Below are 22,567 nucleotides of genomic sequence, written 5' to 3'. Positions count from 1 at the left end.
CACCGACACGAAAAGGGGCGCCCCCACCACCAGGGGCGCCCCTTCCGCGCGCCTACGCCAGCCGCAGGGGCGGCGCGGGCTGCGGCACCAGGGGGGTGGCGCGGGACTGGAAGCAGGGGTGGCGCCGCATGGCCTCTTCGAACTCGCGGGAACGGCGCTCGCTTGCCTGGAAGGCCGGGTGCCGGTCGATCCGCACCACGGCGGAGGCGCTCCTATTCGTCATGTCAACGCTCCTCCCGCGGATGTCCTGGTCACTTCAGCGTGCTGTCCGCACCTGAGCAAAACCGTCGGAGTTGGCCGTGAACTTGCTGAGATTTACCCGACGGTCCGATCGCTAAACGTCGGCGGACCGCAGCGTGAGCAGGCTGATGTCGGGCGGGGCGCCGATGCGCACCGGCGGCCCCCAGAACCCCGCGCCCCGGGTGACGTAGAGCTGGGTGTCCTGGACCTGCGACAACCCGGCCAACGACGGCTGCGCCAGTGCGACAACGTAGTGAAACGGCCACATCTGCCCGCCATGGGTGTGCCCGGACAGCTGCAGATCGACGCCGCGCGCGGCCGCTTCTGTCACCTGGACCGGTTGGTGGGCCAGCAGGATCGTCGGTCCGCCGCTGTCCGCACCGGCGAGCGCGCGGTCGAAATCCGGCGGATCAGACCGCTGGGCACCGGCGACGTCGTTGACGCCGGCGAGGTCGAACGCGGCAGCACCCCGCCGGATCCGGGTGTTCTCGTTGCGCAGGGGCTGCAGTCCGAGACGTTCCAATTCCCGAATCCACTCGGCGGTGTCGTCGACGAAGTACTCGTGATTACCGGTGACGAAGAACGCGCCGTCGCGCGCCGAAAGGTCCCCGAGCGGCCCGGCGGCGGGGCCCAATTCCTCGACGGTGCCGTCGACCACGTCACCGACGACGGCGACCAGGTCCGGCTCGGTCTCGTTGATGATCCGCACGATGCGCTCGGTGTGGGCGCGTCCGAGCAGTGGCCCCAGATGGATGTCGGCCACCACCGCCACGCGGTACCCGTCGAACGCCCGGTCCAGCCGGGGCAGCCGGACCGGAACCTGCAACAGTTGTGGTGGCCCTAGCGCGGACGCGACACCGGCGCCGGTCAGTCCGACGGCAGCCGCACCCGCGGCCACCGCCGACGCCCGGGCCAGGAAAAGCCGCCGGTCGACCCGCGCCTGGGCGTCCTGAGCCGGGGCGTCCTGAGCCGGAGTGTCCGGAGCCGGAGTGTCCGGAGCCGCGGCGACCGGGGCCGGAGTGTCCGGAGCCGGAGTGTCCGGAGCCGCGGCGACCGGGGCCGGAGCCCGGCGGGACCGGCGGATCCGCAGCGCCAGCCGCACCGGCTCGAGCACCAGCAACGCCAGGAACAGATAGGTGAGCAGGCCGAACCACAAATACCCCGGCCAGGCGAGCCACCCCGATTCCGCGACGCCGAACACCCGGGGCACCAGCAAGGCGGCCAGCAACAGCAGCAGCAGTGCCGCGACCAGCCCGGACCCCCACCGTCTGACGTGGCCCGGTTCGGTGGTGTCCCTGACCGTCCGCTTCCACACGTACAGGTGCATCAACGCCAGGATCGAGCCGAGAACAACTATGAACATGCACGCCCTTCGCGTTTCACCGGTGTGTGCGGGGGTTCGGTGTCAGGGAGTTTCACCGATGTAAGCCAGCCTAGTTACCGACGGTGGCCGACCGGCCGCGCGCGCTCCCGCGCACTACCCCCTCCAGCCACATCCGAAACTCCATTCACATCCGTCACCCGCGTGGCTCCCCGATCGGGCACCGCCGATCGCCTAATCTGCGCAGACGATGGCCACCTTACGGACACTCTTGGTGCGAGCGTCGGCGCTGGTCAGCGTCGCGATGATGACGCTGGCCCCGGTCGCTGCGGCCCAACCCGATCCCGCGGTGGAAGCGAACACCTGCCCCTATCGGGTGTCGACACCGCCCGCGGTGGACGCCTCGGAGATCCCCGAGGTGGGTGAGCCCCCGGCTCCGCTTCCGGTCCCGCCCACACCGCTGGGCGGCGACGCCCTGTCCGGCTGCGGCATCATCGCCGCGCCCGGATCGCCGCCGGTGCCCGGCGATGTCTCCGCCGAGGCGTGGCTGGTCGCCGACTTAGACACCGGGGATGTCATCGCCGCGCGCGACCCGCACGGCCGGCACCGCCCGGCCAGCGTCATCAAGGTTCTCACCGCGATGCAGGCGATCACCGACCTGCCGCTGCACAAAGTGGTCCCGGGCACCGAGGAGGACGCCGCACAAGAGGGCACCAAGGTCGGCGTCGGGCCGGGCGGGCACTACTCGGTCAACGACCTCCTGCACGGCCTGCTGATGTACTCGGGCAACGACGCCGCGCACGCGCTGGCCATGCAGATGGGCGGGATGCAAACCGCCCTGAACAAGATCAACGTGACCGCAGGCAAGCTGGGTGCGCGGGACACCAGGGTGGCCACCCCGTCGGGCCTGGACGGGCCCGGCATGAGTACCTCGGCCTACGACATCGGCCTGTTCTACCGGTACGCCTGGCAGAACCCGGTCTTCACCGACATCGTCGCCACCCGGTCTTTCGACTTCCCGGGCCGCGACGGCGCAGGCTATCCCATCGAGAACGACAACAAGCTGCTCGCCAACTATCCGGGCGCCCTGGGCGGGAAGACCGGTTACACCGACGACGCCGGGCAGACATTCGTCGGCGCCGCCGATCGCGACGGCCGCCGCCTGGTGGCGGTGCTGCTGCGGGGAACGCGGCAACCGATCGCCCCCTGGGAGCAGGCCGCCCGGCTGCTCGACTACGGCTACGCCACCGCGCCGGGTACCAAGGTCGGCACCCTGATCGAACCCGACCCGTCCTTGGGGGTCACCAGGCCGGATCCGGCCACCGCGGGCACGACGGCGACCGCCAACGCCGTACTTCCCGATGTCGACGCGACGCCGGTGCGGATCGGGGTCGGGGTCATCGGCGCGATCATCGTGTTCGTCCTGATCATGGGGGCGCGCGCCTTGAACCGCCGGCCCGCCCGTTAACGCCGGCGCCAACGGGACAGACCGGCCGCCGCCAGCGCGCCCGTCGCCGCAGCGGCGGCCGCCTGCCAAACCTGCAGCCCGGGCCGCTCCACGATCCGGTTGTTGATGACCGCCGGCACCGGCGCCTCGATCGTTTCCTCGACCATGTTCTCCGGCATCGTGGCCGCCCACGCAGTGGAGAACAGGATCAACCGAGACACGATGTAGGCGAACACCATCAGACCGAGCACCGGACCGAAAGTCGCGCCGGCCGGGCCGGTGAGCACCGACTGCAGGTAGACCGTCGCGAAGAACTTGAAGATCTCGAATGCCACCGCCGCGATCAGCCCGGCCCGCACGCTGCTGCGGAAACTCACCGATTCCCGAGGCAGCCGGAAGATCATGTAGGTGAACAGCGCCCACGACACCATCACCGCGACGACGATCGAGGCGACCCGCAGCAGCAGACTCAGGCCCGGTGCGTCATCGATCCCGAAGCGTGCCAGCAGGCTTGCCATCACCGAGGTGTTGCCCAGCGCGGTCAGCGCGAGGGTCACGATGATGGCGGCGAACGTGGTCAGCAGCGCCACCAGATCCGAAAGCTTGGTCTTGAGGAAGCCGGGCAACTCGTCGCGGTACAGACCCCACATCTGGCTGAGCGCCTCGCGTAGATTCGCCATCCAGCCCAGGCCGGCCCAGGCCGCCGTCGCCAACCCGATGACACCGACGGTGCCGCGCGATTTGATCGCCGAGTCCATCAGCTCGATGAGCTGCTGCCCGAGTTCTCCGCTGACGGTGGCACGGATGCGGTCCTCCACCGCCTCGAGCAGCTCGGGTTGATTGGCCAGCACAAAGCCACCGACCGAGAATCCGAGCATCAGCAGCGGGAACAACGCGAAGATGGTGAAGTAGGTGACGCCGGCGGCGTAGAAGTCGCCTTTGGATTCGTTGTAGCGCTGCTGCGCCCGCATCACATGGTCGAACCACGGCATCCGGGCCCGCAGGCGCTCCACCAATCCGGGTTTGTCCTCGGAGTCGGGTGATGCGGGTTTCTCGGTCATCCGACCCCCTCCGGTTAGCGCGACGCCAGGAACCCTAGCCGCTCATATACCCGGCGCAGCGTCTCGCCAGACACCTCGCGGGCCCGCTGCGCTCCGCGCGCCAAAACACCTTCGAGCTCGGCCGGGTCGGCGAGCAGCTCGTCGACCCGGTTTTTGATCGGTGTGACGAACTCGACGACCGCCTCGGCGGTCTCCTTCTTCAGATCGCCGTAGCCGCGGCCCGCGTACCCCTCGACCAGCTTGTCGACGTCGGCGCCGGTGACCGCAGACTGGATGGTCAGCAGGTTCGACACCCCTGGTTTGGCCTCACGGTCGAAGCGGATCTCGCGTTCGCTGTCAGTCACCGCCGACCGAATTTTCTTGGCGGTCTTGGCCGGATCGTCGAGCAAGCTGATCAAGCCGGCGTCGGTGTCGGCGGACTTACTCATCTTCGCCGTCGGGTCCTGCAGATCGTAGATCTTGGCGGTGGCCGTCGGGATCATCGCCTCGGGCACGACGAAGGTGCCGGGGAAGCGGGCGTTGATGCGTTGGGCGAGGTCGCGGGCGAGCTCGAGGTGCTGGCGTTGGTCCTCGCCGACGGGCACCAGATCGGTGTCGTAAAGCAGGACGTCGGCTGCCATCAGCACCGGATAGGTGAACAGCCCGACCGTGGTGGCCTCGGCGCCCTGCTTCTGCGATTTGTCCTTGAACTGCGTCATCCGCGACGCCTGTCCGAACCCGGTGAAACAGCCCAGTACCCAAGCCAATTCGGAGTGGGTGGGGACGTGGCTCTGGACGAAGACGGTGGCGCGGTCGGGGTCGACGCCCAGGGCAAGGTACTGCGCGGCGGTGGCCAGGGTGCGTCGCCGCAGCGTCGCCGGATCCTGAGCGACGGTGATCGCGTGCAGATCGACGACGCAGAAGTACGCGTCGTTGCCGTCCTGCAGGCTCACCCACTGGCTGACGGCCCCCAGCGCGTTGCCCAGATGAAGGGAGTCGGAGGTGGGTTGAGCGCCCGAGAACACGACGGGCTTGGCGGTTTCGGTCATGATGGTGTCATCTTCCCACTGGCACCGGCCGCGTCATCCCGGGGTCATGCGACGCAGCGCGCGCAGGAAGACCCGGCGTTCCTCCGGGGTCAGTCGGCCCAGCCACCGTTCCTCGCCGCGCTGGATGTCGGCCTGGACGGCGGCCTTACGGTCGCGCCCGCGGTCGGTGATCGCCAGCAGCCGCACCCGACGGTCCTCGGGATCGGGGCACCGCTCGATGAGGCCGTCGTTCTGCAACTCGTCGAGGGTACGGATGATGCGTGTTTTGTCGGCGTGGATGGCCTCGGCAAGGGCCGCCTGGGTGCGAAACACCGCTTCGTCGAGAGCCGAGAGCACCGCATATCCCCACATCGTGAGGCCGTGCTCGGCGAGCACCGGCTCCTCGGCGGCGAGCAGTTCGCGCATCAGCGGCGCCAGCATCGCCGCGAGGTCCCGCCGTGGCCGTGCCGTCTCACCCACCGGCGAATCATAAGCATTGAACAATGGTAAGCATTCGCCTATCGTATGCATATGCTTACTTTCAGGGATCATCACCGCACCGCGGTCCACGCCTCGATCGACGTCGTGGCCGGCGTCCGAACCGAACATCTGACGCTGGCGACGCCGTGCGCCGGATGGACTCTGGCCGATCTGCTCGCCCACATGACCGCCCAGCACCACGGCTTCGCCGCCGCGGCGCGTGGCCACGGCGCCGACCTCTCCGTGTGGCGCACCGAGCCTTTCGCCGCGGCGGTCGCATCCGATCCGGCCGGCACCTACGCCACCGCAGCCCAGGAAGCCTTGACCGCCTTCGCCGCCGAGGACATCGACGACACTGCGTTCGCGCTACCCGAACTCGGCCCCGGCATTTCCGTCCCCGGCCGGACCGCAGCGGGATTTCATTTCGTCTATTCCCTCGCCCACGGCTGGGATGTCGCGGCGACACTTCGGATCCCGTACACCCTGCCCTCCGTGGTCCTCGCCGCCGCCCTACCCGTCGTCATGGCCGTTCCGGACGGAGATGTCCGCGATGCCGACGACTTCCCGTTCGCGCGCGCCCTGCACAGCCAGGACACCGATGACGACCTCGCTCACATCCTGCGCCATCTCGGCCGCGACCCGAATACTGTTACGGCGTGCTCAGGTCCTTGAAGCGGGTCCCAGTTCGCGTCGGCGCCCGGCTTCTCACGGGTGTCACCATGCTCGCCGGCGCGGCGTTGTTGGGCGCCGGAACCGCCCACGGCGCACCGCAACCCGAGGGCCGCGCGGTCGTCATCGTGTCCGGCGGGGATGCCACCAGCCCGTTCACTACGCCCGATCAGGCGTGCAGATCGGGGTTGGCGGCCGGCAACACCGACACCGCGTTGCGCCAGGATCTCCTCGACCACGGCCACCGGGTATTCACCTCACCGGCGATGGCCGGCCGCGGACCGGTGGTCGCCCAGGGTGGCTTCGGCGCATTCGGCGACTGCCCGATCACGCTGCCGGAGATCATGACGGTGGACTCCACCGCCAGCATCGACACCGCCGGTGAGCATCTGGCCCGCTTCCTGACCTACCTGCACGACACCTACGGCGTCACCGAGATCGACGTGGTCGGCCACTCAATGGGCGGGCTGTACTCGCGTTCGGCGTTCCGAGTGCTGCAGAACCTCGGCTCACCCATCCGGATCCGATCCCTGACCACCATCGGCACCCCCTGGCAGGGTTCGTATCTGTCCGACTACGCCAACGGCATCACACCGAAGGCCGACTGCCTGGGCGATCGGTTCTGTGAGGCCGCCATGGACGGCATGCAGGCCGAGGTACAACGCCTGATGGCGGGATCCGGCCGCGAGGTCAACCAGGCCTTCCTGATGGGGCCGGATGGCTGGAACGAGTATCAGGCCGGGGTGCTGGACGGAATCCCGGTGACCCTGATCGCCGGCAACCGGTTCACCGCACCCGAGGGCAACCCCGCCAACCCGACGGTCTGGCCCAACGACGGCCTGGTCGCCACGACAAGTGCGCTGGCCACCGACATCAGTGCCCGGGTCTTGCCGCACCGTCGGTGTGTCACCTTCGACGACACCCACAGCATTTTCGTCTCCGACCAGGCGGGCCTGCCCTGGTCGACGGGGCTGACCTGGGACCCTCGGGTTCACGACGTGGTCCGCAGCGCCCTCGAACGCCCCATCGAAAGCGCTGCCGGAGCGGATCGCGCGGGCTGCTGAGCGGCCGCACCCGCATGTCACCCGTAGTGCACGGTCACCGGGCAGTGGTCGGACCAGCGCAACGCATAGGCCTGCGGGCGTTCGGTGCGCACCGCGGTGACCCGCTCGGCCACGCCGGGCGTGGCCAGGTGATAGTCGATGCGCCAGCCCGCGTCGTTGTCGAATGCCTTGCCGCGCCATGACCACCACGCGTACGGGCCCGCGACGTCGGGGTGCGCGCGGCGCACCACGTCCACCCATCCGGTGGCCAGCAGCTCGGTGAGCCACCGACGCTCCTGCGGCAGGAAGCCCGCCTTCTTGAGATTGCCCTTCCAGTTTTTGATGTCGTTCTCGGTGTGGGCGATGTTCCAATCACCGCACAGCACGGCCTCGTTCCCGCCCCGGGCCGCATCCGCCAGCAGTGCCGCCATCCGCTCCCCGACCGCGGCCATGAACCGTTCCTTCTCCAGCTGACGATCCGTCTCGGCCTCACCGGTCGGGACGTACACACTGGCCACCGTCACTCCGGCGGTGTCAACCTCAAGGTAGCGCCCGTGTGCGGCGAATTCGTCCGATCCGCAACCGATCCGGACGTCGTCGAGGGCCGATCGGGACAGCAGCGCGACGCCGTTGCGGCCCTTGACGTGCGGCGGCGCTGACGCCAGCTGCCAGCCGTCGGCCAGGACCGGGGCCAGCGCGTCGGCCAGCTGCTCGTCGTCGGCGCGGGTCTCCTGCAGACACACCACGTCGGCCACCGTCTCCTTGAACCACGCCAGCAGGCCGAGGTTCTCCGCGGAGCGCTGCCTGACCGCGGCGCGGATGCCGTTGACGTTGACGGTGCTGACCGTTACGGGGCGCGTCACGACCGCAGACCCTAACCGAGCGGGCCGACGGCTTCGATCGGCACCACGGGGTTCTTGCGATACCGCCGGTATCACCTTATGGTCGGCGCATGGCACTGCGAGAGCCGATTCACGCCGGGTCGGGCGAGCCGATCCTGTTGCTGCACCCGTTCCTGTGCTCCCAGAACGTCTGGCGCACAGTGGCCGCGCAGCTCGCCGACACCGGCCGCTTCGAGGTGTACGCGCCGACCATGGTGGGCCACTGTGGAGGCGCCCCGTCCCCGACGTGGCTCCTCGACACCCACGCGCTGGTGGACGACGTCGAACGCCGGATGGACGAGCTGGGCTGGCGGACCGCGCACATCGTCGGCAACTCGCTGGGCGGGTGGGTCGGCTTCGAGCTGGAACGGCGCGGGCGCGCCCGTACCCTCACCGCCATCGCACCCGCCGGCGGCTGGCCGCACCACTCGCTGTCGAAGTACGAGACGGTGCTCAAGTTCATCCTCGGCGGACCGGCCCTGATCGCTGCCCGCCTGCTCGGGCCGCGCATCCTCAAGCTGCCCGGCGCGCGCCGGCTGGCCACCCTGCCGGTCAGTGGGCCCGCCGACGGCCCGTCCGACGAGGATCTGAAGCTGCTCGTCGAGGACGCCACCCACTGCCGCGCCTACCTGCAACTGCTGGTCAAGACGCTGCGGCTGCCCGGCCTGCTGGAACTGGCCGGGCTCGGTGCGCCGACCCAACTGGTGGTCTGTGAACGCGACCGGGTGTTCCCCGCGCCGCGTGGACACCGCTACTTCCTCACGCATCTGCCCGAACACGCCGAGTCGGTGCGCCTCGCCGACGTCGGACACATCCCGATGCTGGAAGCTCCCGACATCGTCACCGAACTGATCGCCAGATTCGTCGACGCCCATTCCACCCCGCGACAAGCCATCAGCTGATTCCGGCGGGCACCCGCTGGCACCGTCCACGCCGGGTGAGATACAGTTCATTTCGGTCATGAGCGCCAGCGTCAAGCCCCGGCTCGCTGGCCGGCAACCCTCCAACCGCGGTGGGGTGCCCCGGGAGACGACCAGGTTGAGTAGCCGACCACGGCTATAAGGCAAGCGCGGGTCCGCCGTGAAACGGGCCCCCTGTTTCATGGAGGAACGTCATGACCGAACCCACGGCGAACTGGGCTTTCGAGACCAAGCAGGTGCACGCGGGGCAGGTCCCCGACTCCGCCACCAACGCCCGGGCCCTGCCCATCTACCAGACCACCAGCTACACCTTCGACAGCACCGACCACGCCGCCGCGCTGTTCGGGCTGGCCGAACCGGGCAACATCTACACCCGGATCATGAACCCGACGACCGATGTCGTCGAACAGCGCATCGCCGCCCTCGAAGGTGGTGTCGCGGCGCTGTTCCTGGCCTCCGGACAGGCCGCGGAGACCTTCGCGATCCTCAACATCGCCCAGCACGGCGACCACATCGTCTCCAGCCCGCGCCTGTACGGCGGGACCTACAACCTGTTCCACTACACGCTGCCCAAGTTGGGCATCGAGGTGACATTCGTCGACAACCCCGACGACCTGGAGTCGTGGCGGACCGCCGCCCGGCCGAACACCAAGGCGTTCTTCGGCGAAACCATCTCCAACCCGCAGATCGACGTCCTGGACATCCCGGGCGTCTCGGGCGTCGCGCACGAGATCGGCGTCCCGCTGATCGTCGACAACACCATCGCCACGCCGTACCTGATCGCACCGCTGAGCCACGGCGCCGACATCGTCGTGCACTCGGCCACCAAGTACCTCGGTGGGCACGGCACCGCGATCGCCGGCGTGATCGTCGACGGCGGCACATTCGACTGGACCAACGGCCGCTTCCCCGGCTTCACCGAACCGGACCCCTCATACCACGGTGTGGTGTTCGCCGAACTGGGCCCGCCGGCCTACGCCCTCAAGGCGCGGGTGCAGTTGCTGCGTGACCTGGGCTCGGCCGCCGCACCGTTCAACGCGTTCCTCATCGCCCAGGGCCTGGAGACGCTGAGCCTGCGCATGGAGCGCCACGTGGCCAATGCCCACCGGGTCGCCGAGTTCCTGGAGGCGCATCCGGACGTGGTGTCGGTCAACTACGCGGGCCTGCCGTCCTCGCCGTGGTACGACCTCGGAAAGAAGCTGGCGCCCAAAGGAACCGGAGCGGTGCTCGCCTTCGAGCTGGCCGGCGGTATCGAAGCGGGCAAGGCGTTCGTCAACGCACTCACCCTGCACAGTCATGTCGCCAACATCGGTGACGTGCGGTCGCTGGTGATCCATCCGGCGTCCACCACGCATCAGCAGTTGTCTCCCGAGGAGCAGATCGCCACCGGTGTGACCCCCGGCCTGGTGCGGCTCGCGGTCGGCATCGAAGGCATCGACGACATCCTCGCCGACCTGGAGCAGGGTTTCGCCGCGGCCAAACCGTTGCGGTCCGCGACCGTCGACCCGCACACGGTTGCGTCGTTCTGATGACCATCGTGGACCTCATCACCGATCGTGTGGCGCTGCCGCCGGAAGGCGAGATCGGCATCGTCGACATCGGCCCGCTGACGCTGGAGAACGGCCAGGTCATCGACGACGTCTGCATCGCGGTACAGCGCTGGGGTGAGCTCTCGCCCAGCCGTGACAACGTCGTCGTCGTGCTGCACGCGCTGACCGGGGACTCCCACATCACCGGACCCGCGGGTCCCGACCACCCGACGCCGGGCTGGTGGGACGGGGTGGCCGGCCCGGGCGCCCCGATCGACACCGACCGGTGGTGCGCGATCTCGACGAACGTGCTGGGCGGTTGCCGCGGCTCAACCGGACCGGCTTCCCCGGCGGCCGACGGAAAGGCTTGGGGCTCAAGGTTTCCGGCGATCACTGTGCGCGACCAGGTGGCCGCCGACGTGGCAGCCCTGGAGCGGCTGGGGATCACCGAGGTCGCCGCGGTGATCGGCGGCTCGATGGGTGGCGCCCGAGCTCTGGAGTGGATGATTCAACACCCGCACTCGGTCCGGTCGGCGCTGGTGCTGGCGGTCGGTGCCCGTGCGACCGCCGACCAGATCGGCACGCAGAGCACGCAGGTCGCCGCGATCAAGGCCGATCCGAACTGGTGCGGGGGCGACTATCACGGCACCGGACGCTCCCCCGACAGCGGTCTGGAGATCGCCCGGCGGTTCGCCCATCTGACCTATCGCGGGGAGAGCGAGCTCGACGAGCGGTTCGGCAACGACGCGCAGTCCGGCGAGGATCCCACCACCGGCGGGCGCTACTCGGTGCAGAGCTACCTGGAGTACCAGGGCCGAAAGCTGGTGGCGCGCTTCGACGCCGGCACCTATGTCGCGCTCACCGATGCGTTGTCCAGCCATGATGTCGGCCGCGGGCGCGGGGGCGTGGCGGCCGCCCTGCGCAGCTGCCCGGTGCCCACCGTCGTCGGCGGCATCACCTCCGACCGGCTCTATCCGCTGCGGTTGCAGGCCGAGCTCGCCGAGTTGCTGCCCGGTTGCGACGGCTTGGACGTCGTCGACTCCGAGTACGGCCACGACGGCTTTCTGGTGGAGACCGATGCGGTGGGCAAGCTGATCCGGCGCACGCTGGAGCTGGCGTCACGGTGAACGGCAGCCCGGACCGCCGTTCGCTGTCATTCGGTGTGGAGGCGGCCGCCTACGAGCGTGGACGACCGTCCTATCCACCCGAGGCCATCACGTGGCTGCTGCCCGAAACCGCCCGCGACGTCCTCGATCTCGGTGCGGGCACCGGGAAGCTGACGACCCGGCTGGTCGAACGCGGCCTCGACGTCGTCGCCGTCGACCCGATCCCGGAGATGCTGGAGCTCTTGAGCACGTCGCTGCCCGAGACCCCGGCGCTGCTCGGTACCGCCGAGGAGATCCCGCTGCCCGACAACAGTGTGGACGCGGTGCTGGTGGCCCAGGCCTGGCACTGGTTCGACCCGGTGCGCGCCGTCAAGGAGGTGACCAGGGTGCTGCGGCCCGGGGGTCGCCTGGGCCTGGTCTGGAACAATCGGGACGAACGACTGGGATGGGTCAAGGAACTCGGCGAGATCATCGGCCACGAGGTCGACCCGTTCACCCAATCGGTAACACTGCCCGAACCGTTCGCCGGCGTCGAGCGCCATCAGGTCGAGTGGACCAGTTACCTGACCCCGCAAGCCCTGATCGATCTGGTCGCTTCACGCAGCTACTGCATCACCTCACCCGAGCAGGTGAGGGTCCGCACGCTGGACCGGGTCCGGGAGCTGCTGGCCACCCACCCGGCGCTGGCCAACGGCACCGGTCTGGCCCTGCCCTACGTCACGGTGTGCATCCGGGCCACATTGGGCTGAACGGCGGGGCGGTTACCGCCAGGGTGCTCTCACGGTCGTGGTCACGCGGGTCTCACTACCGTGATGGCACTTTCGCGAAGGTATGGGCCACCCGGAACAGCCGCACCCACTGCGCCGCGGTGAGGTCGCGGGGTAAGGCTCCCTCGATCCCCTCCCGGTGCAGCCAGGCGACGACCGCGCGACGCGTCCGGCGATCGCACACACCCGACACCATGGCGGCCAGACCGCGTCCCCTGCCGGTGAAGACCGCGCTCACGAAACCCTGGTACCGGCCGCGGTCGCGCACCGGCAGCAGCGGATCCCGGCGGCGCGTCACCGCCAGCAGTCCGCCGTCGACGGTCGGGCGGGGACGGAACGCATCGGCTGGAACCCGGCACTGCAGACCGAACTCAAACCACGGCCACCATTGGGCGGTCATCATCGTGGCCCCGCCGACACCGGCGCGTCGGCGTGCGACCTCCCACTGCACGAGCAACACCGCGTGGGTCCACTGCGGTGCGTGCAACAGCTTGCGCAGCATTGCGGTGGTCTGGTGAAACGGCAGATTGCCGACGACAACATGGGGATGGCCGGGGATGCGCCAGCGCAGGAAATCGCATTCGACGATCGACGTCGAAGGCTCTGCCCGCGAACGCAACCACCGGGCGTGGCGCGCGTCGATCTCGACGGCGGTCAGTGGACGGTCGAGGTCCTGCAGGCGCAGGGTCAGGGCGCCGCGACCGGGACCGATCTCGACGATGGGACCGGAGGTGGCAGCGACCAGCCCGACAATTCGGTCCGTGATCGCGGGGTCGACGAGGAAGTTCTGGCCGTGCTCGTGACGGCCGCCACGGTAAGTGGACATGAAGAGGCTCCGCGGGATCGGCTGGGAGGGACGATCGGCGCGGCGGAGCGCTGAGGTAGGAGACGGTCCGCCGCTAGCTGCGGCGGATCCGGATCACTGCGATGTTGGTGTCACCCATTCGGCCAGCGTGGCAGATCATCGGCGGGGCTTTCCACCGAATTACCGCCAGGGTGCTCTCACGGTCGTGGTCACGCGAGCTTCGCGACGCTGGTGGCACTTTCGCGGAAGGGTGCGAACTCAGCTGGTGCCCAGCGGGTCGATGGTCCACGCGATGTAGAGCATGGCCGCACTCACCGAGGCGGTGGTGACGAAATCGACGGTGCGGCTGCGCACCGCCAGCAGTCCAACCCGTTCGTCGGGAAGGGCCAGCCGCAGCGCCGACGCCACCGCCACCCCAATCGCCATCACCAACGCGCCGCGCCGCCAGTAGCCGGTCGCCACCAGCGCGAACGCCGCAATGAGGAACAGGCCGACGACAAGGATCGGCCACTGCCCGGTGAACACCTTGCGCGCGAACTGCCTCACGGTCACGGGGTCGCGAGAGCCTCGGCCCGCTCCACGACGTTGGTGAGCAGGAACGCCCGGGTCAGCGGGCCGACGCCGCCCGGGTTCGGCGAGACATGCCCGGCCACCTCCCACACGTCCGGGTGCACATCACCGACGAGTTTGCCGGCCTCGTCGCGGCTGACCCCGACATCGACGACGGCCGCACCGGGACGGACCATCTCGGCGGTCACCATGTGCGGCACCCCGGCCGCGGCGATGATGATGTCGGCCTCACGGGCGATCTGGGGCAGGTGCCGGGTTGCGGTGTGGCACAGCGTGACCGTCGCGTTCTCCGAGCGCCGGGTCAGCAGCAGCCCGAGCGGACGGCCGACCGTGACACCGCGGCCGATGACCACGACGTGCGCGCCCGCGATCTCCACCTGGTAGCGCCGCAGCAGATGCACGATGCCGCGCGGGGTGCATGGCAGCGGTGCAGGTTCGTTGAGCACCAACCGGCCCAGGTTCATCGGGTGCAGGCCGTCGGCGTCCTTGCCCGGGTCCACCCGTTCCAGCGCGGCGTTCTCGTTGAGGTGCTTCGGCAGCGGCAGCTGGACGATGTAACCCGTGCAGTCCGGGTTGGCGTTGAGCTCGTCGAGGGTCTCGAGCAGAACCTCCTGGGTGATGTCGGCGGGCAGATCACGCCTGATCGAGTTGATGCCCACCTTCGCGCAGTCGGCATGTTTACCGCGCACGTACGCCTGCGAGCCGGGGTCGTCGCCGACCAGCACGGTGCCGAGCCCGGGGGTGTGCCCCGCCTCGGTGAGACGCGCGACGCGCTCGGTGAGGTCGACGAAGATCTCGTCGCGCGTGGCCTTGCCGTCCAATGTGCTTGCACCCACGCGCCTCATTGTGTCAGGCAGTGTTGTCGCGGGCCGCAGGCGTGGCATGCTCGGCGACATGACAGTCCCACCCGATGTGTTCAGTCCGGCCAAGCTCGGTCCGCTGACCCTGCGTAATCGCATCATCAAGGCTGCGACGTTCGAGGCGTCGACCCCCGACGCGCTGGTCACCGAGGATCTGATCACCTACCACCGACTGCCCGCTGCCGGCGGGGTGGGCATGACCACCGTCGCGTACTGCGCCGTCGCACCGGGCGGTCGCACCGATGGCTGGCAGCTGTGGATGAGACCCGAGGCAGTGCCGGGGCTGCGCCGGCTCACTGACGCGATCCACGCCGAGGGCGCCGCGATCAGCGCCCAGATTGGGCACGCGGGGCCGGTGGCCAATGCCCGCACCAACAAGGCCCAGGCGCTGGCGCCGGTCAGGTTCTTCAACCCGTTGTCGATGCGGTTCGCCAAGAAGGCCACCCGCGAGGACATCGCCGAGGTGACCGAAGCGCACGCCAACGCCGCAAGGCTGGCCATCGACTCGGGGTTCGACGCCGTCGAGATCCACCTCGGTCACAACTACCTGGCCAGCGCGTTCCTGTCCCCGCTGATCAACCGGCGCACCGACGAGTTCGGTGGCTCCCTGGCCAACCGCGCCAAGGTGGCCCGCGGCGTGGTGCAGGCGGTCAAGCGGGCCGTCGGGGACCAGATCGCGGTCACCGCCAAGCTCAACATGTCCGACGGGGTCCGCGGCGGTATCCCGTTGGAGGAGTCGTTGCAGACGGCCAAATGGCTCGAGGAGGACGGTGGCCTCGATGCACTCGAGCTGACCGCGGGCAGTTCGCTGCTCAACCCGATGTTCCTGTTCCGGGGCGACGCCCCGGTCAAGCAGTTCGCCCACGCGTTCAAACCGCCGCTACGGTGGGGCATCCGGATGACCGGCAAGAAGTTCATGCGGGAGTACCCCTATCACGAGGCCTACCTAATGCGTGACGCCATGACGTTCCGCGCCGAGCTGACGATGCCGTTGATCCTGCTCGGCGGGATCACCAACCGCGAGACGATGGACCGCGCGATGGCCGAGGGCTTCGACTTCGTGGCAATGGGAAGGGCGCTGCTCGCCGAGCCGGATCTGCTCACCCGGATCCAGGCCGACAGCGCGGTGAAGTCGATCTGCGATCACTGCAATCTGTGTATGCCGACGATCTACAGCCACACCCACTGCGTACGGACCGGCTCGCCGTCACCGGTCAGCTCGGGGCGATGAGCGCTCGGGCGCAGTCCTCGACGATGACGTCCGCTCCGGCCGGGATGCTCTGACGCGCCCGCAGGTGACGCCGCACGATCGCGGCGGGCACATCCATGATGGCGGCGTTGACCCGGGCGCTGTCGTCGGGCAGTTCGGCGAGCACCTTTCGCAGCTTGCGCTGTAACCGTTTCCGCCGCCCCACCACGGTGTCGGGCCAGTCCCCCGACCCGAGTTCATTCGGGTCGGCGAGCAGCACCTGCGCCTCGACCGGGTGGTCTCGGCACCACTGCACGAGGCGCAGCGCGCCGGCCACACAGCGCTGCTGGGCGTCGCCGTCCTGCGACAGGGCCTCCATCAGTTCCTGTTGACACCGTTCCTCGGTGCGCATCCACAGTTCGCCACACAACGCCGCGCGAGTCGGGAACCGGTGGTAAACCGACCCACTCGGCGCGCCGGTACTGCGCGCCACTGCCGACATCGTGACGGCGTACGGCCCCTGCTCGGCCAACAACTGCGCGGCGGCGTCGAGCAGGACGTCGACGGTGTATCGGGCGGGCCGCGGCATTGCTCCACCCTAAAATAGCGATTCCCCTCTGAAATGGATCTCGCATGTGTGGACACCCTCAAACGCGCCGCCGAGCGCTGCTGTCGAGCGCCGGCAGGCCGGGATGCGAGCACGCTGTTCGCCTGTCCTGCATCGGCTTTCGCAAGACCGACCCAACCGGCACGCTCGACCGCGTAGCCGATGAACACCGCGGGCGTGTCGCGACGACCGCCACAGTGCGACCAGCCATCGAGGCCGGGTAGCCCTTCCAGGTCACTGCGAGTGCGCACCCGACCGAACGCGTCATCGCGCCCCGGCGCCTTCCGCGGCTCGGCCCGGGACAGGGCGACGCGGGTCGACGCCGGGCGCTCACGGTGAGAACGGGCAGATAACGGCGCTGCAACAGATCACCCACACCGCCAGGTGGAGCCACCCCCTCCGAGCGCGGACCGATATGGTTGACCGCGATGTCTAATGTCGCCGCCGGAGCGGCTCCGTGAGCCGACCAGCACCCCCCGCGCTGACCGTTCGGTATGACGGATCCACGCGTACCTTCGCGGCCGGCAACGACGTCGTCGTCGGCCGGGACCTGCGCGCCGACATCCGGATCGCCCACCCCCTGATCTCGCGCGCCCATCTGGTGCTGCGCTTCGACCAGGGCCGGTGGGTCGCCATCGACAACGGCAGCCTCAACGGCATCTTCGTCAACAACAGACGGGTGCCCGCCGCCGAGATCACCGACGGCGCCCAGGTCCACATCGGCAACCCCGACGGACCCCTGCTGGTGTTCGAGGTCGGCCGCCATCAAGGTTCGGCCGGGTCGCCGCCCCCGACGGTGGCGGTTCCGCTCGCCGACCGGTCGGCCCCGGCGCGACCCAGCGGCACCTGGCCGTCGCAGCCACCCCCGCCGACGGGCCGCCCTCCGGTGCAGCGCCCGTATCCGAGCGCGCCCCGCCCGTCCCGGCCCGTCCCGGTCCAGCAACCCATCTCGTCGCCGGCGATGGAGTCGGCCACCGTGATGGGGCCCGCCGCGGCGCCGCGCTCCGGTGGCGACGGCAACATCGCGACCAGCATGCTGCGGATCCTGCGGCCCGGACGGCCCACCGAGACGCCGCCGGGATCTATCAAGATCGGCCGGGCCAGCGACAACGACATCGTCATCCCCGACGTGCTGGCCTCCCGCCATCACGCGACGCTGATCCCCGGTCCTGCCGGGACCGCCGAGATCCGCGACAACCGCAGCATCAACGGCACATTCGTCAACGGCTCACGGGTGGACAGCGCCGCGCTCAACGAGGGCGACACGGTCACGATCGGCAACGTCGACCTGGTGTACCGCGACGGCACCCTGGTCCGTCGCACCGAGACCGCCGCCGCGACGGCCACCGGCGGCCTCGATGTGCACGGTGTCACCTGGACGATCGAGAACAACAAGACCCTGCTCGACAACATCTCGATGTCGGCTCGCCCCGGCACCCTGACCGCGGTGATCGGACCGTCCGGTGCCGGAAAGTCCACGTTCGCGCGGTTGGTCGCCGGGTACACCCATCCGACGACGGGCCAGGTGTCATTCGAGGGACACGACGTGCATGCCGAGTACGCCTCGCTGCGCTCCCGGATCGGGATGGTTCCGCAGGACGACGTCGTGCACGGCCAGCTCACGGTGCGACAGGCCCTGATGTATGCCGCCGAACTACGGCTGCCACCGGACACCACCAAGGCCGACCGCGAACAGGTCGTCAACGAGGTGCTCGAAGAGCTGGAAATGACCAAGCACCTCGACACCCGAGTCGACAAGCTCTCCGGCGGTCAGCGCAAGCGCGCGTCCGTCGCGCTCGAGCTGCTCACCGGACCGTCGCTGCTGATCCTCGATGAGCCCACATCGGGTCTGGACCCGGCGCTGGACCGTCAGGTCATGACGATGCTGCGGCAGCTCGCCGACGCCGGCCGTGTCGTACTCGTCGTAACGCACTCACTGACCTACCTCGACGTGTGCGATCAGGTGCTGCTGCTCGCCCCGGGCGGCAAGACCGCGTTCTACGGACCGCCCAGCCAGATCGGCCCGTCGATGGGCACCACGAACTGGGCGGACATCTTCAGCGCCGTCGCCGGCGACCCTGATGCCGCCGCGCAGCGCTACCTGGCTCAACACGGCCCCCCGCCGCCGCAGCCACCGGCGCTGACGCCCTCGGAACTGGGCAGCCCGACCCGCACCAGCCTGCGCCGACAGTTGTCCACCATTGCGCGGCGTCAGATCCGGTTGGTCATCTCCGACCGCGGCTACTTCGCGTTCCTGATGCTGCTGCCATTCATCATGGGAGTGCTGTCGCTGTCGGTACCGGGCGACGTCGGGTTCGGCGTGCCGAGGACGGCGATGGAGGGCGGCGAAGCGCCCAACGAACCGGGACAGATCCTGGTGATGCTCAACGTCGGCGCGATCTTCATGGGCACCGCGCTGACGATCCGCGCGCTCATCTCGGAACGCGCAATCTTCCGGCGCGAGCAGGCGGTCGGGTTGTCGACGTCGGCGTATCTGATGGCGAAGGTGGTGGTGTTCACCGCGTTCGCCGTCGTGCAGTCCGCGATCGTGACGTCGATCGCGATCATCGGAAAGGGCTGGGGCCCGGGCGCGGTCGAGAGCGGCGCGGTCATCGGCAACCGGAGTCTGGAGTTGTTCACCGACATCGCGGTGACATGCGTGGCCGCGGCGATGGTCGGCCTGGCGCTGTCGGCGCTGGCCAAGTCCGCCGAGCAGATCATGCCGCTGCTGGTCGTCGCGATCATGAGTCAGCTGGTGTTCTCCGGCGGCATGATCCCGGTGACCGACCGCGTGGTGCTCGATCAGATGTCGTGGTTCACGCCGGCCCGGTGGGGTTTCGCGGCCTCCGCCTCGACCGTCGACCTCATCCGGCTGGTGCCGGGGCCGTTGACGCCCCAGGACCGGCACTGGGAACACAACTCGGGCGCCTGGCTGTTCGACATCGGCATGCTTGCGGCGATCAGCGTGGGTTATCTCGCCTTCGTCCGCTGGCGGATCAGGCTCAAGGCCGCGTGATTCTGGCACAGACCCGCAGGTGTTTTCTGCCGGTCTGCCAACTACTGGCGTCGGCAACTAAATCTTCGGAAAGCCGGGCAACTGGCCAGAACCTTTGTACGCTCTGCGCGCAGACCATAATTGGGGGGAATGCGTGTCTGACGTCGACATATCACAGCGAGCCGCCGCCTTCGAAGCCACCTTGGCTGAGCTCCAGCAATGGGGCATCGATCGGTTCAGCATAGAAGGGGTGGCGGTGCGCTCACAGCTGAGCAGCGACTACCTCCAGCAGACGTGGGCGAGCAAACGTCATCTCATTGTCGAAGCGCTACTCAGCTACAGCGACACGATTATCTCGATGCCCGATACGGGTTCCCTGCGTGGCGATCTCAACGAACTCGCGCTGGCGATCGCCGCGCTCGTCAACGAGCCCGTGGGACGTCGGATCACACGCATGATGGTCGTCGATTCCAAATCGCAGGCCGTCGACCACGACACCAGGACGCGATTCTGGGCGGTGCGCCTGACTGCGATCGAGGTCATCTTCAGCAGGGCCGCCGAACGCGGCGAGCTACGTGACGATGTGAAACCGGTAGTCGCATTGAACCTATTGGCGTCTCCGCTACACACCCTGGCCCTATACAGCGACCTGCCGGTCGATCCGCAATATTGCCGCATGATCGCCGACCTGGTCGCCCGCGCTGTCGGAACTTAGGTGCGTGTCCGCTCAGCGGACTGCGGCTGTCTTGTCCGCTCAGCGGACTGCGGCTGTCTTGTCCGCTCAGCGGACCGAAGCTGTCTTGTCCGCTCAGCGGACGTCGACGTAGTAGACGCTGGCGCCGGTCTTGGTGTTCTGATACGTCCGGTCGTAGCGGAAATCGCGGATGGTGGAGCGGATATCGCCGCCCTTGTTGACCCCGACCACGGACGCCTCGCGCAGCGGGGTGTCGGAGAGCCGGTTGACCACCACGCGGTGGCCCTGGGCCTCCAGCTCGGCGATGGTGGCATCGGCGCCCCCGGCGGTCGGCGCCGCCAACGCGGGGGCGGCCAACCCGAGGGCGGCAGCCGACAGTCCGGCAGCAACAGCGGTGGCAACGGTGAGATTCTTCATGGTGGTGTCCTTGTCAGTGGTGTTTCTCTTCGGTGGTATTTCTCCGGGCGGTCTGACAGGTAGAACTAGCCGCCCCGCACAAACCATGTCGTTTGGCAGAAATTCGACCCCGAGCTGGCAGAACCTGCCCGGACTGTCAAGGTCGGACTGTCATCAGATGTCCGACCTGGATGTCCGACCCCTCCTCTATAGTCGAACACATGTTCGATCAACGCGTTCCGGAGCCTGACCAGCTTGCTGGTCTGTCCGCGTCCGAGTTGATCGACGCAGCGCGGGCCTGCGCTCGCGCCGAGAATGCAGTCTGCGCACGCAAGTTGGCGGTGATGGCCGAGATTTTCACCCGCCGCACCGCCCTGGCACCCGATGACCGCGAGTCGTGGTGGGTCGACCCGGAGGCCGCAGTGCTCGCCGAACTGGCCGCGGCACAGAACATCACCCAGGGGCTGGCCTCCCACCAGACCTTCCGGGGCGTCGCACTGCGCGATCGCTTGCCCAAAGTCGGGGCCCTCTTCCTGGCAGGACTGATCAGCGACATGCTGGTCCGCACCATCATCTGGCGCACCTACCTAATCACCGACGCGGCGGTGATGGCCGCGGTGGACGCCGCATTGGCCGGCCAGATCGTCGCATGGGGAGCGTTGTCAGCGGCCAAAACCGAACTGGCCATCGACGCCTTGGTCGAGCGCCACGACCCCGATGCCGTCAGGACCAAGAAGGACGCAACCCCCGGCCGATGCGTGCAGTTCGGCAGTCGGGTCGATGAACCGGGATTTACCAGTATCTGGGCGCGCATCTATGCCACCGATGCCGCGACCGCGGAACGGGTCATCAAAGAGATGGCCCATAGGGTCTGCCCCGACGACCCCCGATCCCTCGAAGAGCGCCAAGCCGAGGCCTACACCGCACTGCTCGCCGGTATCCCCACGCTCGCCTGCCACTGCGGCGCCGAGGACTGCGAGGCCGCCTCGGGTCCCCGGCCCGTCCGCGACGCCACCGTCTACCTCATCACCGACCGAACCACCGCAACCCTGGACGACGTCGCCGAACGGAAGCCGGCCGAGACACCCGAGACCGAGCCGACAGCAGAGCCAACGGCCGAGACTGCGGCCGAGGGAGACCACGATGTCACCACATCTCGGGATCTTGAGGGTCCGCCGAATCTCGGACGCCAGAACCACGTGCCGCCGGACTCCCCGCACCGAACAATCGCGCCGAAGCCGGAACTCAAGCCGAACATGTCCGAGGGGTCGGCGTACGTCTTCGGCACCGGCCTGGCCCCCACCTCGCTGCTGGAGGCAATGTGCCAGGACGGCTCCACTCGTGAAATCGTCCATCCCGGCCTGGCCGGCCCGGAGCCGCGCTATGCGCCCTCTCAGGCCTTGGCGGAGTTCGTCCGTTGCCGCGACCTCACCTGCCGCTTCCCCGGCTGTGACACGCCGGCAACGCTCGCCGATATCGACCACACAGTACCCCACCCGGTCGGCCCGACACATGCGTCAAACCTCAAGTGCCTTTGCCGTTTTCATCATCTCCTCAAGACCTTTTGGGCCGGGGCCGGCGGCTGGCGGGACCGCCAGCACCCCGACGGCACCGTCGTGTGGACCGCACCCACCGGACACACCTACACCACACTTCCCGGCAGCCGACTGCTGTTTCCGACCTTGTGCCGCCCCACCGCCACGCTCTGGAAAGGGCAACCACCCACACCCGACATCCGCCCGAACCGCGGCGCGATGATGCCCAAGCGCCGAAACCCTCGGTCCCACAATCGCACCCGCGCCATCTATGCGGAACGACGGCGCAACCAGGCCGGTCGACTACAACTATCGCCCGATGATGAGACAGAGTCCGGGGCTTACCACCACGGCCGCTCCGATCGGCTGCCCGGTCACGGGCACGACCCACCACCGTTCTGAGCGGACGGTTCGCCCCATCGGGCCCGCACGCCCCTTCCGGGGG

22 protein-coding genes and 1 riboswitch are annotated in these 22,567 nt (G+C 68.7%); of the genes, 11 read left to right on the top strand and 11 right to left on the bottom strand.

Annotated elements, in window-relative coordinates; genetic code table 11:
- Positions 1–52 precede the first annotated feature (52 nt).
- Both ACNUDN_RS06835 and ACNUDN_RS06830 read right to left on the bottom strand, forming a co-directional pair.
- A complete protein-coding gene (locus ACNUDN_RS06835) occupies positions 53–223 on the bottom strand; it encodes a hypothetical protein (RefSeq protein ID WP_419121243.1) in 171 nt (56 codons plus the stop codon).
- A 111-nt stretch (positions 224–334) separates the two neighbouring features.
- On the bottom strand, positions 335–1,603 hold the full coding sequence (locus ACNUDN_RS06830) for a metallophosphoesterase (RefSeq protein WP_419121242.1): 1,269 nt from the start codon (positions 1,601–1,603) through the stop codon (positions 335–337).
- Between the two features lie 208 nt (positions 1,604–1,811).
- Here ACNUDN_RS06830 and ACNUDN_RS06825 point away from each other — a divergent pair, with 208 nt between their 5' ends.
- The gene (locus ACNUDN_RS06825) at positions 1,812–3,029 is read left to right on the top strand and encodes a D-alanyl-D-alanine carboxypeptidase family protein (RefSeq protein ID WP_419121241.1); all 1,218 of its coding nucleotides are present in this window, start codon (positions 1,812–1,814) and stop codon (positions 3,027–3,029) included.
- Here the strand turns inward: ACNUDN_RS06825 and yhjD are convergent.
- The 3 genes from yhjD to ACNUDN_RS06810 are packed head-to-tail and all read right to left on the bottom strand — an operon-like array spanning position 3,026 to position 5,517.
- The gene (gene yhjD, locus ACNUDN_RS06820) at positions 3,026–4,069 is read right to left on the bottom strand and encodes an inner membrane protein YhjD (RefSeq protein WP_419121240.1); all 1,044 of its coding nucleotides are present in this window, start codon (positions 4,067–4,069) and stop codon (positions 3,026–3,028) included. The genes ACNUDN_RS06825 and yhjD overlap by 4 nt on opposite strands.
- A 14-nt stretch (positions 4,070–4,083) precedes the next feature.
- On the bottom strand, positions 4,084–5,097 hold the full coding sequence (trpS, locus tag ACNUDN_RS06815; RefSeq protein WP_419121239.1) for a tryptophan--tRNA ligase: 1,014 nt from the start codon (positions 5,095–5,097) through the stop codon (positions 4,084–4,086).
- A 33-nt stretch (positions 5,098–5,130) separates the two neighbouring features.
- Complete coding sequence (locus ACNUDN_RS06810) at positions 5,131–5,517, bottom strand: MarR family winged helix-turn-helix transcriptional regulator (protein ID WP_419125043.1); 387 nt, start codon at positions 5,515–5,517, stop codon at positions 5,131–5,133.
- 90 nt (positions 5,518–5,607) lie between these two features.
- Here ACNUDN_RS06810 and ACNUDN_RS06805 point away from each other — a divergent pair, with 90 nt between their 5' ends.
- Together ACNUDN_RS06805 and ACNUDN_RS06800 are read left to right on the top strand one after the other, a co-directional pair.
- On the top strand, positions 5,608–6,228 hold the full coding sequence (locus tag ACNUDN_RS06805; protein WP_419121238.1) for a TIGR03086 family metal-binding protein: 621 nt from the start codon (positions 5,608–5,610) through the stop codon (positions 6,226–6,228).
- A gap of 47 nt (positions 6,229–6,275) precedes the next feature.
- Positions 6,276–7,289 carry an esterase/lipase family protein gene (locus ACNUDN_RS06800; RefSeq protein WP_419125042.1) on the top strand — a complete coding sequence of 338 codons (1,014 nt, stop codon included), beginning with the start codon at positions 6,276–6,278 and terminating at the stop codon, positions 7,287–7,289.
- Positions 7,290–7,306: 17 nt separating this feature from the next.
- Here the strand turns inward: ACNUDN_RS06800 and ACNUDN_RS06795 are convergent, their stop codons facing one another.
- On the bottom strand, positions 7,307–8,131 hold the full coding sequence (locus tag ACNUDN_RS06795; protein WP_419121237.1) for an exodeoxyribonuclease III: 825 nt from the start codon (positions 8,129–8,131) through the stop codon (positions 7,307–7,309).
- Between the two features lie 89 nt (positions 8,132–8,220).
- Between ACNUDN_RS06795 and ephH the strand changes: the two genes are divergently transcribed.
- The 4 genes from ephH to ACNUDN_RS06775 all read left to right on the top strand — a co-directional run bounded on the left by ephH (position 8,221) and on the right by ACNUDN_RS06775 (position 12,453).
- Complete coding sequence (gene ephH, locus ACNUDN_RS06790) at positions 8,221–9,051, top strand: epoxide hydrolase EphH (protein WP_419121236.1); 831 nt, start codon at positions 8,221–8,223, stop codon at positions 9,049–9,051.
- A gap of 54 nt (positions 9,052–9,105) precedes the next feature.
- A riboswitch (SAM riboswitch) is annotated at positions 9,106–9,225 on the top strand.
- A gap of 38 nt (positions 9,226–9,263) precedes the next feature.
- On the top strand, positions 9,264–10,598 hold the full coding sequence (locus ACNUDN_RS06785) for a bifunctional o-acetylhomoserine/o-acetylserine sulfhydrylase (RefSeq protein ID WP_419121235.1): 1,335 nt from the start codon (positions 9,264–9,266) through the stop codon (positions 10,596–10,598).
- Positions 10,598–11,725 carry a homoserine O-acetyltransferase MetX gene (gene metX, locus ACNUDN_RS06780; RefSeq protein ID WP_419121234.1) on the top strand — a complete coding sequence of 376 codons (1,128 nt, stop codon included), beginning with the start codon at positions 10,598–10,600 and terminating at the stop codon, positions 11,723–11,725. Before ACNUDN_RS06785 ends, metX begins: the two co-directional genes overlap by 1 nt.
- Entirely contained in the window at positions 11,722–12,453 is a 732-nt protein-coding gene (locus ACNUDN_RS06775) for a class I SAM-dependent methyltransferase (protein ID WP_419121233.1), read from the top strand. The genes metX and ACNUDN_RS06775 overlap by 4 nt, the downstream gene beginning before the upstream one ends.
- 55 nt (positions 12,454–12,508) lie before the next feature.
- On the opposite strand, the gene erm is transcribed toward ACNUDN_RS06775, so the two are convergent.
- The 3 genes from erm to ACNUDN_RS06760 all read right to left on the bottom strand — a co-directional run bounded on the left by erm (position 12,509) and on the right by ACNUDN_RS06760 (position 14,682).
- Complete coding sequence (gene erm / locus ACNUDN_RS06770; protein ID WP_419121232.1) at positions 12,509–13,297, bottom strand: 23S ribosomal RNA methyltransferase Erm; 789 nt, start codon at positions 13,295–13,297, stop codon at positions 12,509–12,511.
- Between the two features lie 237 nt (positions 13,298–13,534).
- Positions 13,535–13,828 (bottom strand): DUF3017 domain-containing protein, encoded by a 294-nt coding sequence (locus ACNUDN_RS06765; protein ID WP_419121231.1) that lies wholly within the window; start codon positions 13,826–13,828, stop codon positions 13,535–13,537.
- Complete coding sequence (locus ACNUDN_RS06760) at positions 13,825–14,682, bottom strand: bifunctional methylenetetrahydrofolate dehydrogenase/methenyltetrahydrofolate cyclohydrolase (protein WP_419121230.1); 858 nt, start codon at positions 14,680–14,682, stop codon at positions 13,825–13,827. Before ACNUDN_RS06760 ends, ACNUDN_RS06765 begins: the two co-directional genes overlap by 4 nt.
- A 58-nt stretch (positions 14,683–14,740) precedes the next feature.
- Between ACNUDN_RS06760 and ACNUDN_RS06755 the strand changes: the two genes are divergently transcribed.
- Positions 14,741–15,937: an NADH:flavin oxidoreductase gene (locus ACNUDN_RS06755; RefSeq protein WP_419121229.1), complete on the top strand. Its 1,197-nt coding sequence runs from the start codon at positions 14,741–14,743 to the stop codon at positions 15,935–15,937.
- Here the strand turns inward: ACNUDN_RS06755 and ACNUDN_RS06750 are convergent.
- A complete protein-coding gene (locus ACNUDN_RS06750) occupies positions 15,921–16,484 on the bottom strand; it encodes a TetR/AcrR family transcriptional regulator (RefSeq protein WP_419121228.1) in 564 nt (187 codons plus the stop codon). The genes ACNUDN_RS06755 and ACNUDN_RS06750 overlap by 17 nt on opposite strands.
- Before the next feature lie 475 nt (positions 16,485–16,959).
- On the opposite strand from ACNUDN_RS06750, the gene ACNUDN_RS06745 reads away from it, so the two are divergent.
- Positions 16,960–19,518, top strand: coding sequence for an FHA domain-containing protein (locus ACNUDN_RS06745; RefSeq protein ID WP_419121227.1), 2,559 nt, complete (start codon positions 16,960–16,962; stop codon positions 19,516–19,518).
- 133 nt (positions 19,519–19,651) lie between these two features.
- Positions 19,652–20,212 carry a TetR-like C-terminal domain-containing protein gene (locus ACNUDN_RS06740; RefSeq protein WP_419121226.1) on the top strand — a complete coding sequence of 187 codons (561 nt, stop codon included), beginning with the start codon at positions 19,652–19,654 and terminating at the stop codon, positions 20,210–20,212.
- 93 nt (positions 20,213–20,305) lie between these two features.
- Here ACNUDN_RS06740 and ACNUDN_RS06735 read toward each other — a convergent pair whose 3' ends face one another.
- Positions 20,306–20,608, bottom strand: coding sequence for a hypothetical protein (locus ACNUDN_RS06735; RefSeq protein WP_419121225.1), 303 nt, complete (start codon positions 20,606–20,608; stop codon positions 20,306–20,308).
- A gap of 200 nt (positions 20,609–20,808) precedes the next feature.
- Between ACNUDN_RS06735 and ACNUDN_RS06730 the strand changes: the two genes are divergently transcribed.
- On the top strand, positions 20,809–22,524 hold the full coding sequence (locus ACNUDN_RS06730) for an HNH endonuclease signature motif containing protein (protein WP_419125041.1): 1,716 nt from the start codon (positions 20,809–20,811) through the stop codon (positions 22,522–22,524).
- Positions 22,525–22,567: the final 43 nt, after the last annotated feature.

This window comes from Mycobacterium sp. smrl_JER01 (assembly GCF_048513595.2).
Taxonomy (GTDB): Bacteria; Actinomycetota; Actinomycetes; order Mycobacteriales; family Mycobacteriaceae; genus Mycobacterium.
The sequence above is the reverse complement of the archived record's forward strand: the minus strand, read 5'-3'. Positions and strand labels throughout refer to the sequence as shown.

Excerpts from the sequence above, each read along its gene's own strand:
- metX (WP_419121234.1), top strand. The coding sequence starts at position 10,598 with ATGACCATCGTGGACCTCATCACCGATCGTGTGGCGCTGCCGCCGGAA.
- trpS (WP_419121239.1), bottom strand. The coding sequence starts at position 5,097 with ATGACCGAAACCGCCAAGCCCGTCGTGTTCTCGGGCGCTCAACCCACC.
- erm (WP_419121232.1), bottom strand. The coding sequence starts at position 13,297 with ATGTCCACTTACCGTGGCGGCCGTCACGAGCACGGCCAGAACTTCCTC.
- ACNUDN_RS06830 (WP_419121242.1), bottom strand. The coding sequence starts at position 1,603 with ATGTTCATAGTTGTTCTCGGCTCGATCCTGGCGTTGATGCACCTGTAC.
- ACNUDN_RS06730 (WP_419125041.1), top strand. The coding sequence starts at position 20,809 with ATGTTCGATCAACGCGTTCCGGAGCCTGACCAGCTTGCTGGTCTGTCC.
- ACNUDN_RS06835 (WP_419121243.1), bottom strand. The coding sequence starts at position 223 with ATGACGAATAGGAGCGCCTCCGCCGTGGTGCGGATCGACCGGCACCCG.
- ACNUDN_RS06735 (WP_419121225.1), bottom strand. The coding sequence starts at position 20,608 with ATGAAGAATCTCACCGTTGCCACCGCTGTTGCTGCCGGACTGTCGGCT.
- ACNUDN_RS06805 (WP_419121238.1), top strand. The coding sequence starts at position 5,608 with ATGCTTACTTTCAGGGATCATCACCGCACCGCGGTCCACGCCTCGATC.
- ACNUDN_RS06750 (WP_419121228.1), bottom strand. The coding sequence starts at position 16,484 with ATGCCGCGGCCCGCCCGATACACCGTCGACGTCCTGCTCGACGCCGCC.
- ACNUDN_RS06800 (WP_419125042.1), top strand. The coding sequence starts at position 6,276 with ATGCTCGCCGGCGCGGCGTTGTTGGGCGCCGGAACCGCCCACGGCGCA.
- ACNUDN_RS06810 (WP_419125043.1), bottom strand. The coding sequence starts at position 5,517 with ATGCTGGCGCCGCTGATGCGCGAACTGCTCGCCGCCGAGGAGCCGGTG.
- yhjD (WP_419121240.1), bottom strand. The coding sequence starts at position 4,069 with ATGACCGAGAAACCCGCATCACCCGACTCCGAGGACAAACCCGGATTG.
- ACNUDN_RS06785 (WP_419121235.1), top strand. The coding sequence starts at position 9,264 with ATGACCGAACCCACGGCGAACTGGGCTTTCGAGACCAAGCAGGTGCAC.
- ephH (WP_419121236.1), top strand. The coding sequence starts at position 8,221 with ATGGCACTGCGAGAGCCGATTCACGCCGGGTCGGGCGAGCCGATCCTG.
- ACNUDN_RS06825 (WP_419121241.1), top strand. The coding sequence starts at position 1,812 with ATGGCCACCTTACGGACACTCTTGGTGCGAGCGTCGGCGCTGGTCAGC.
- ACNUDN_RS06755 (WP_419121229.1), top strand. The coding sequence starts at position 14,741 with ATGACAGTCCCACCCGATGTGTTCAGTCCGGCCAAGCTCGGTCCGCTG.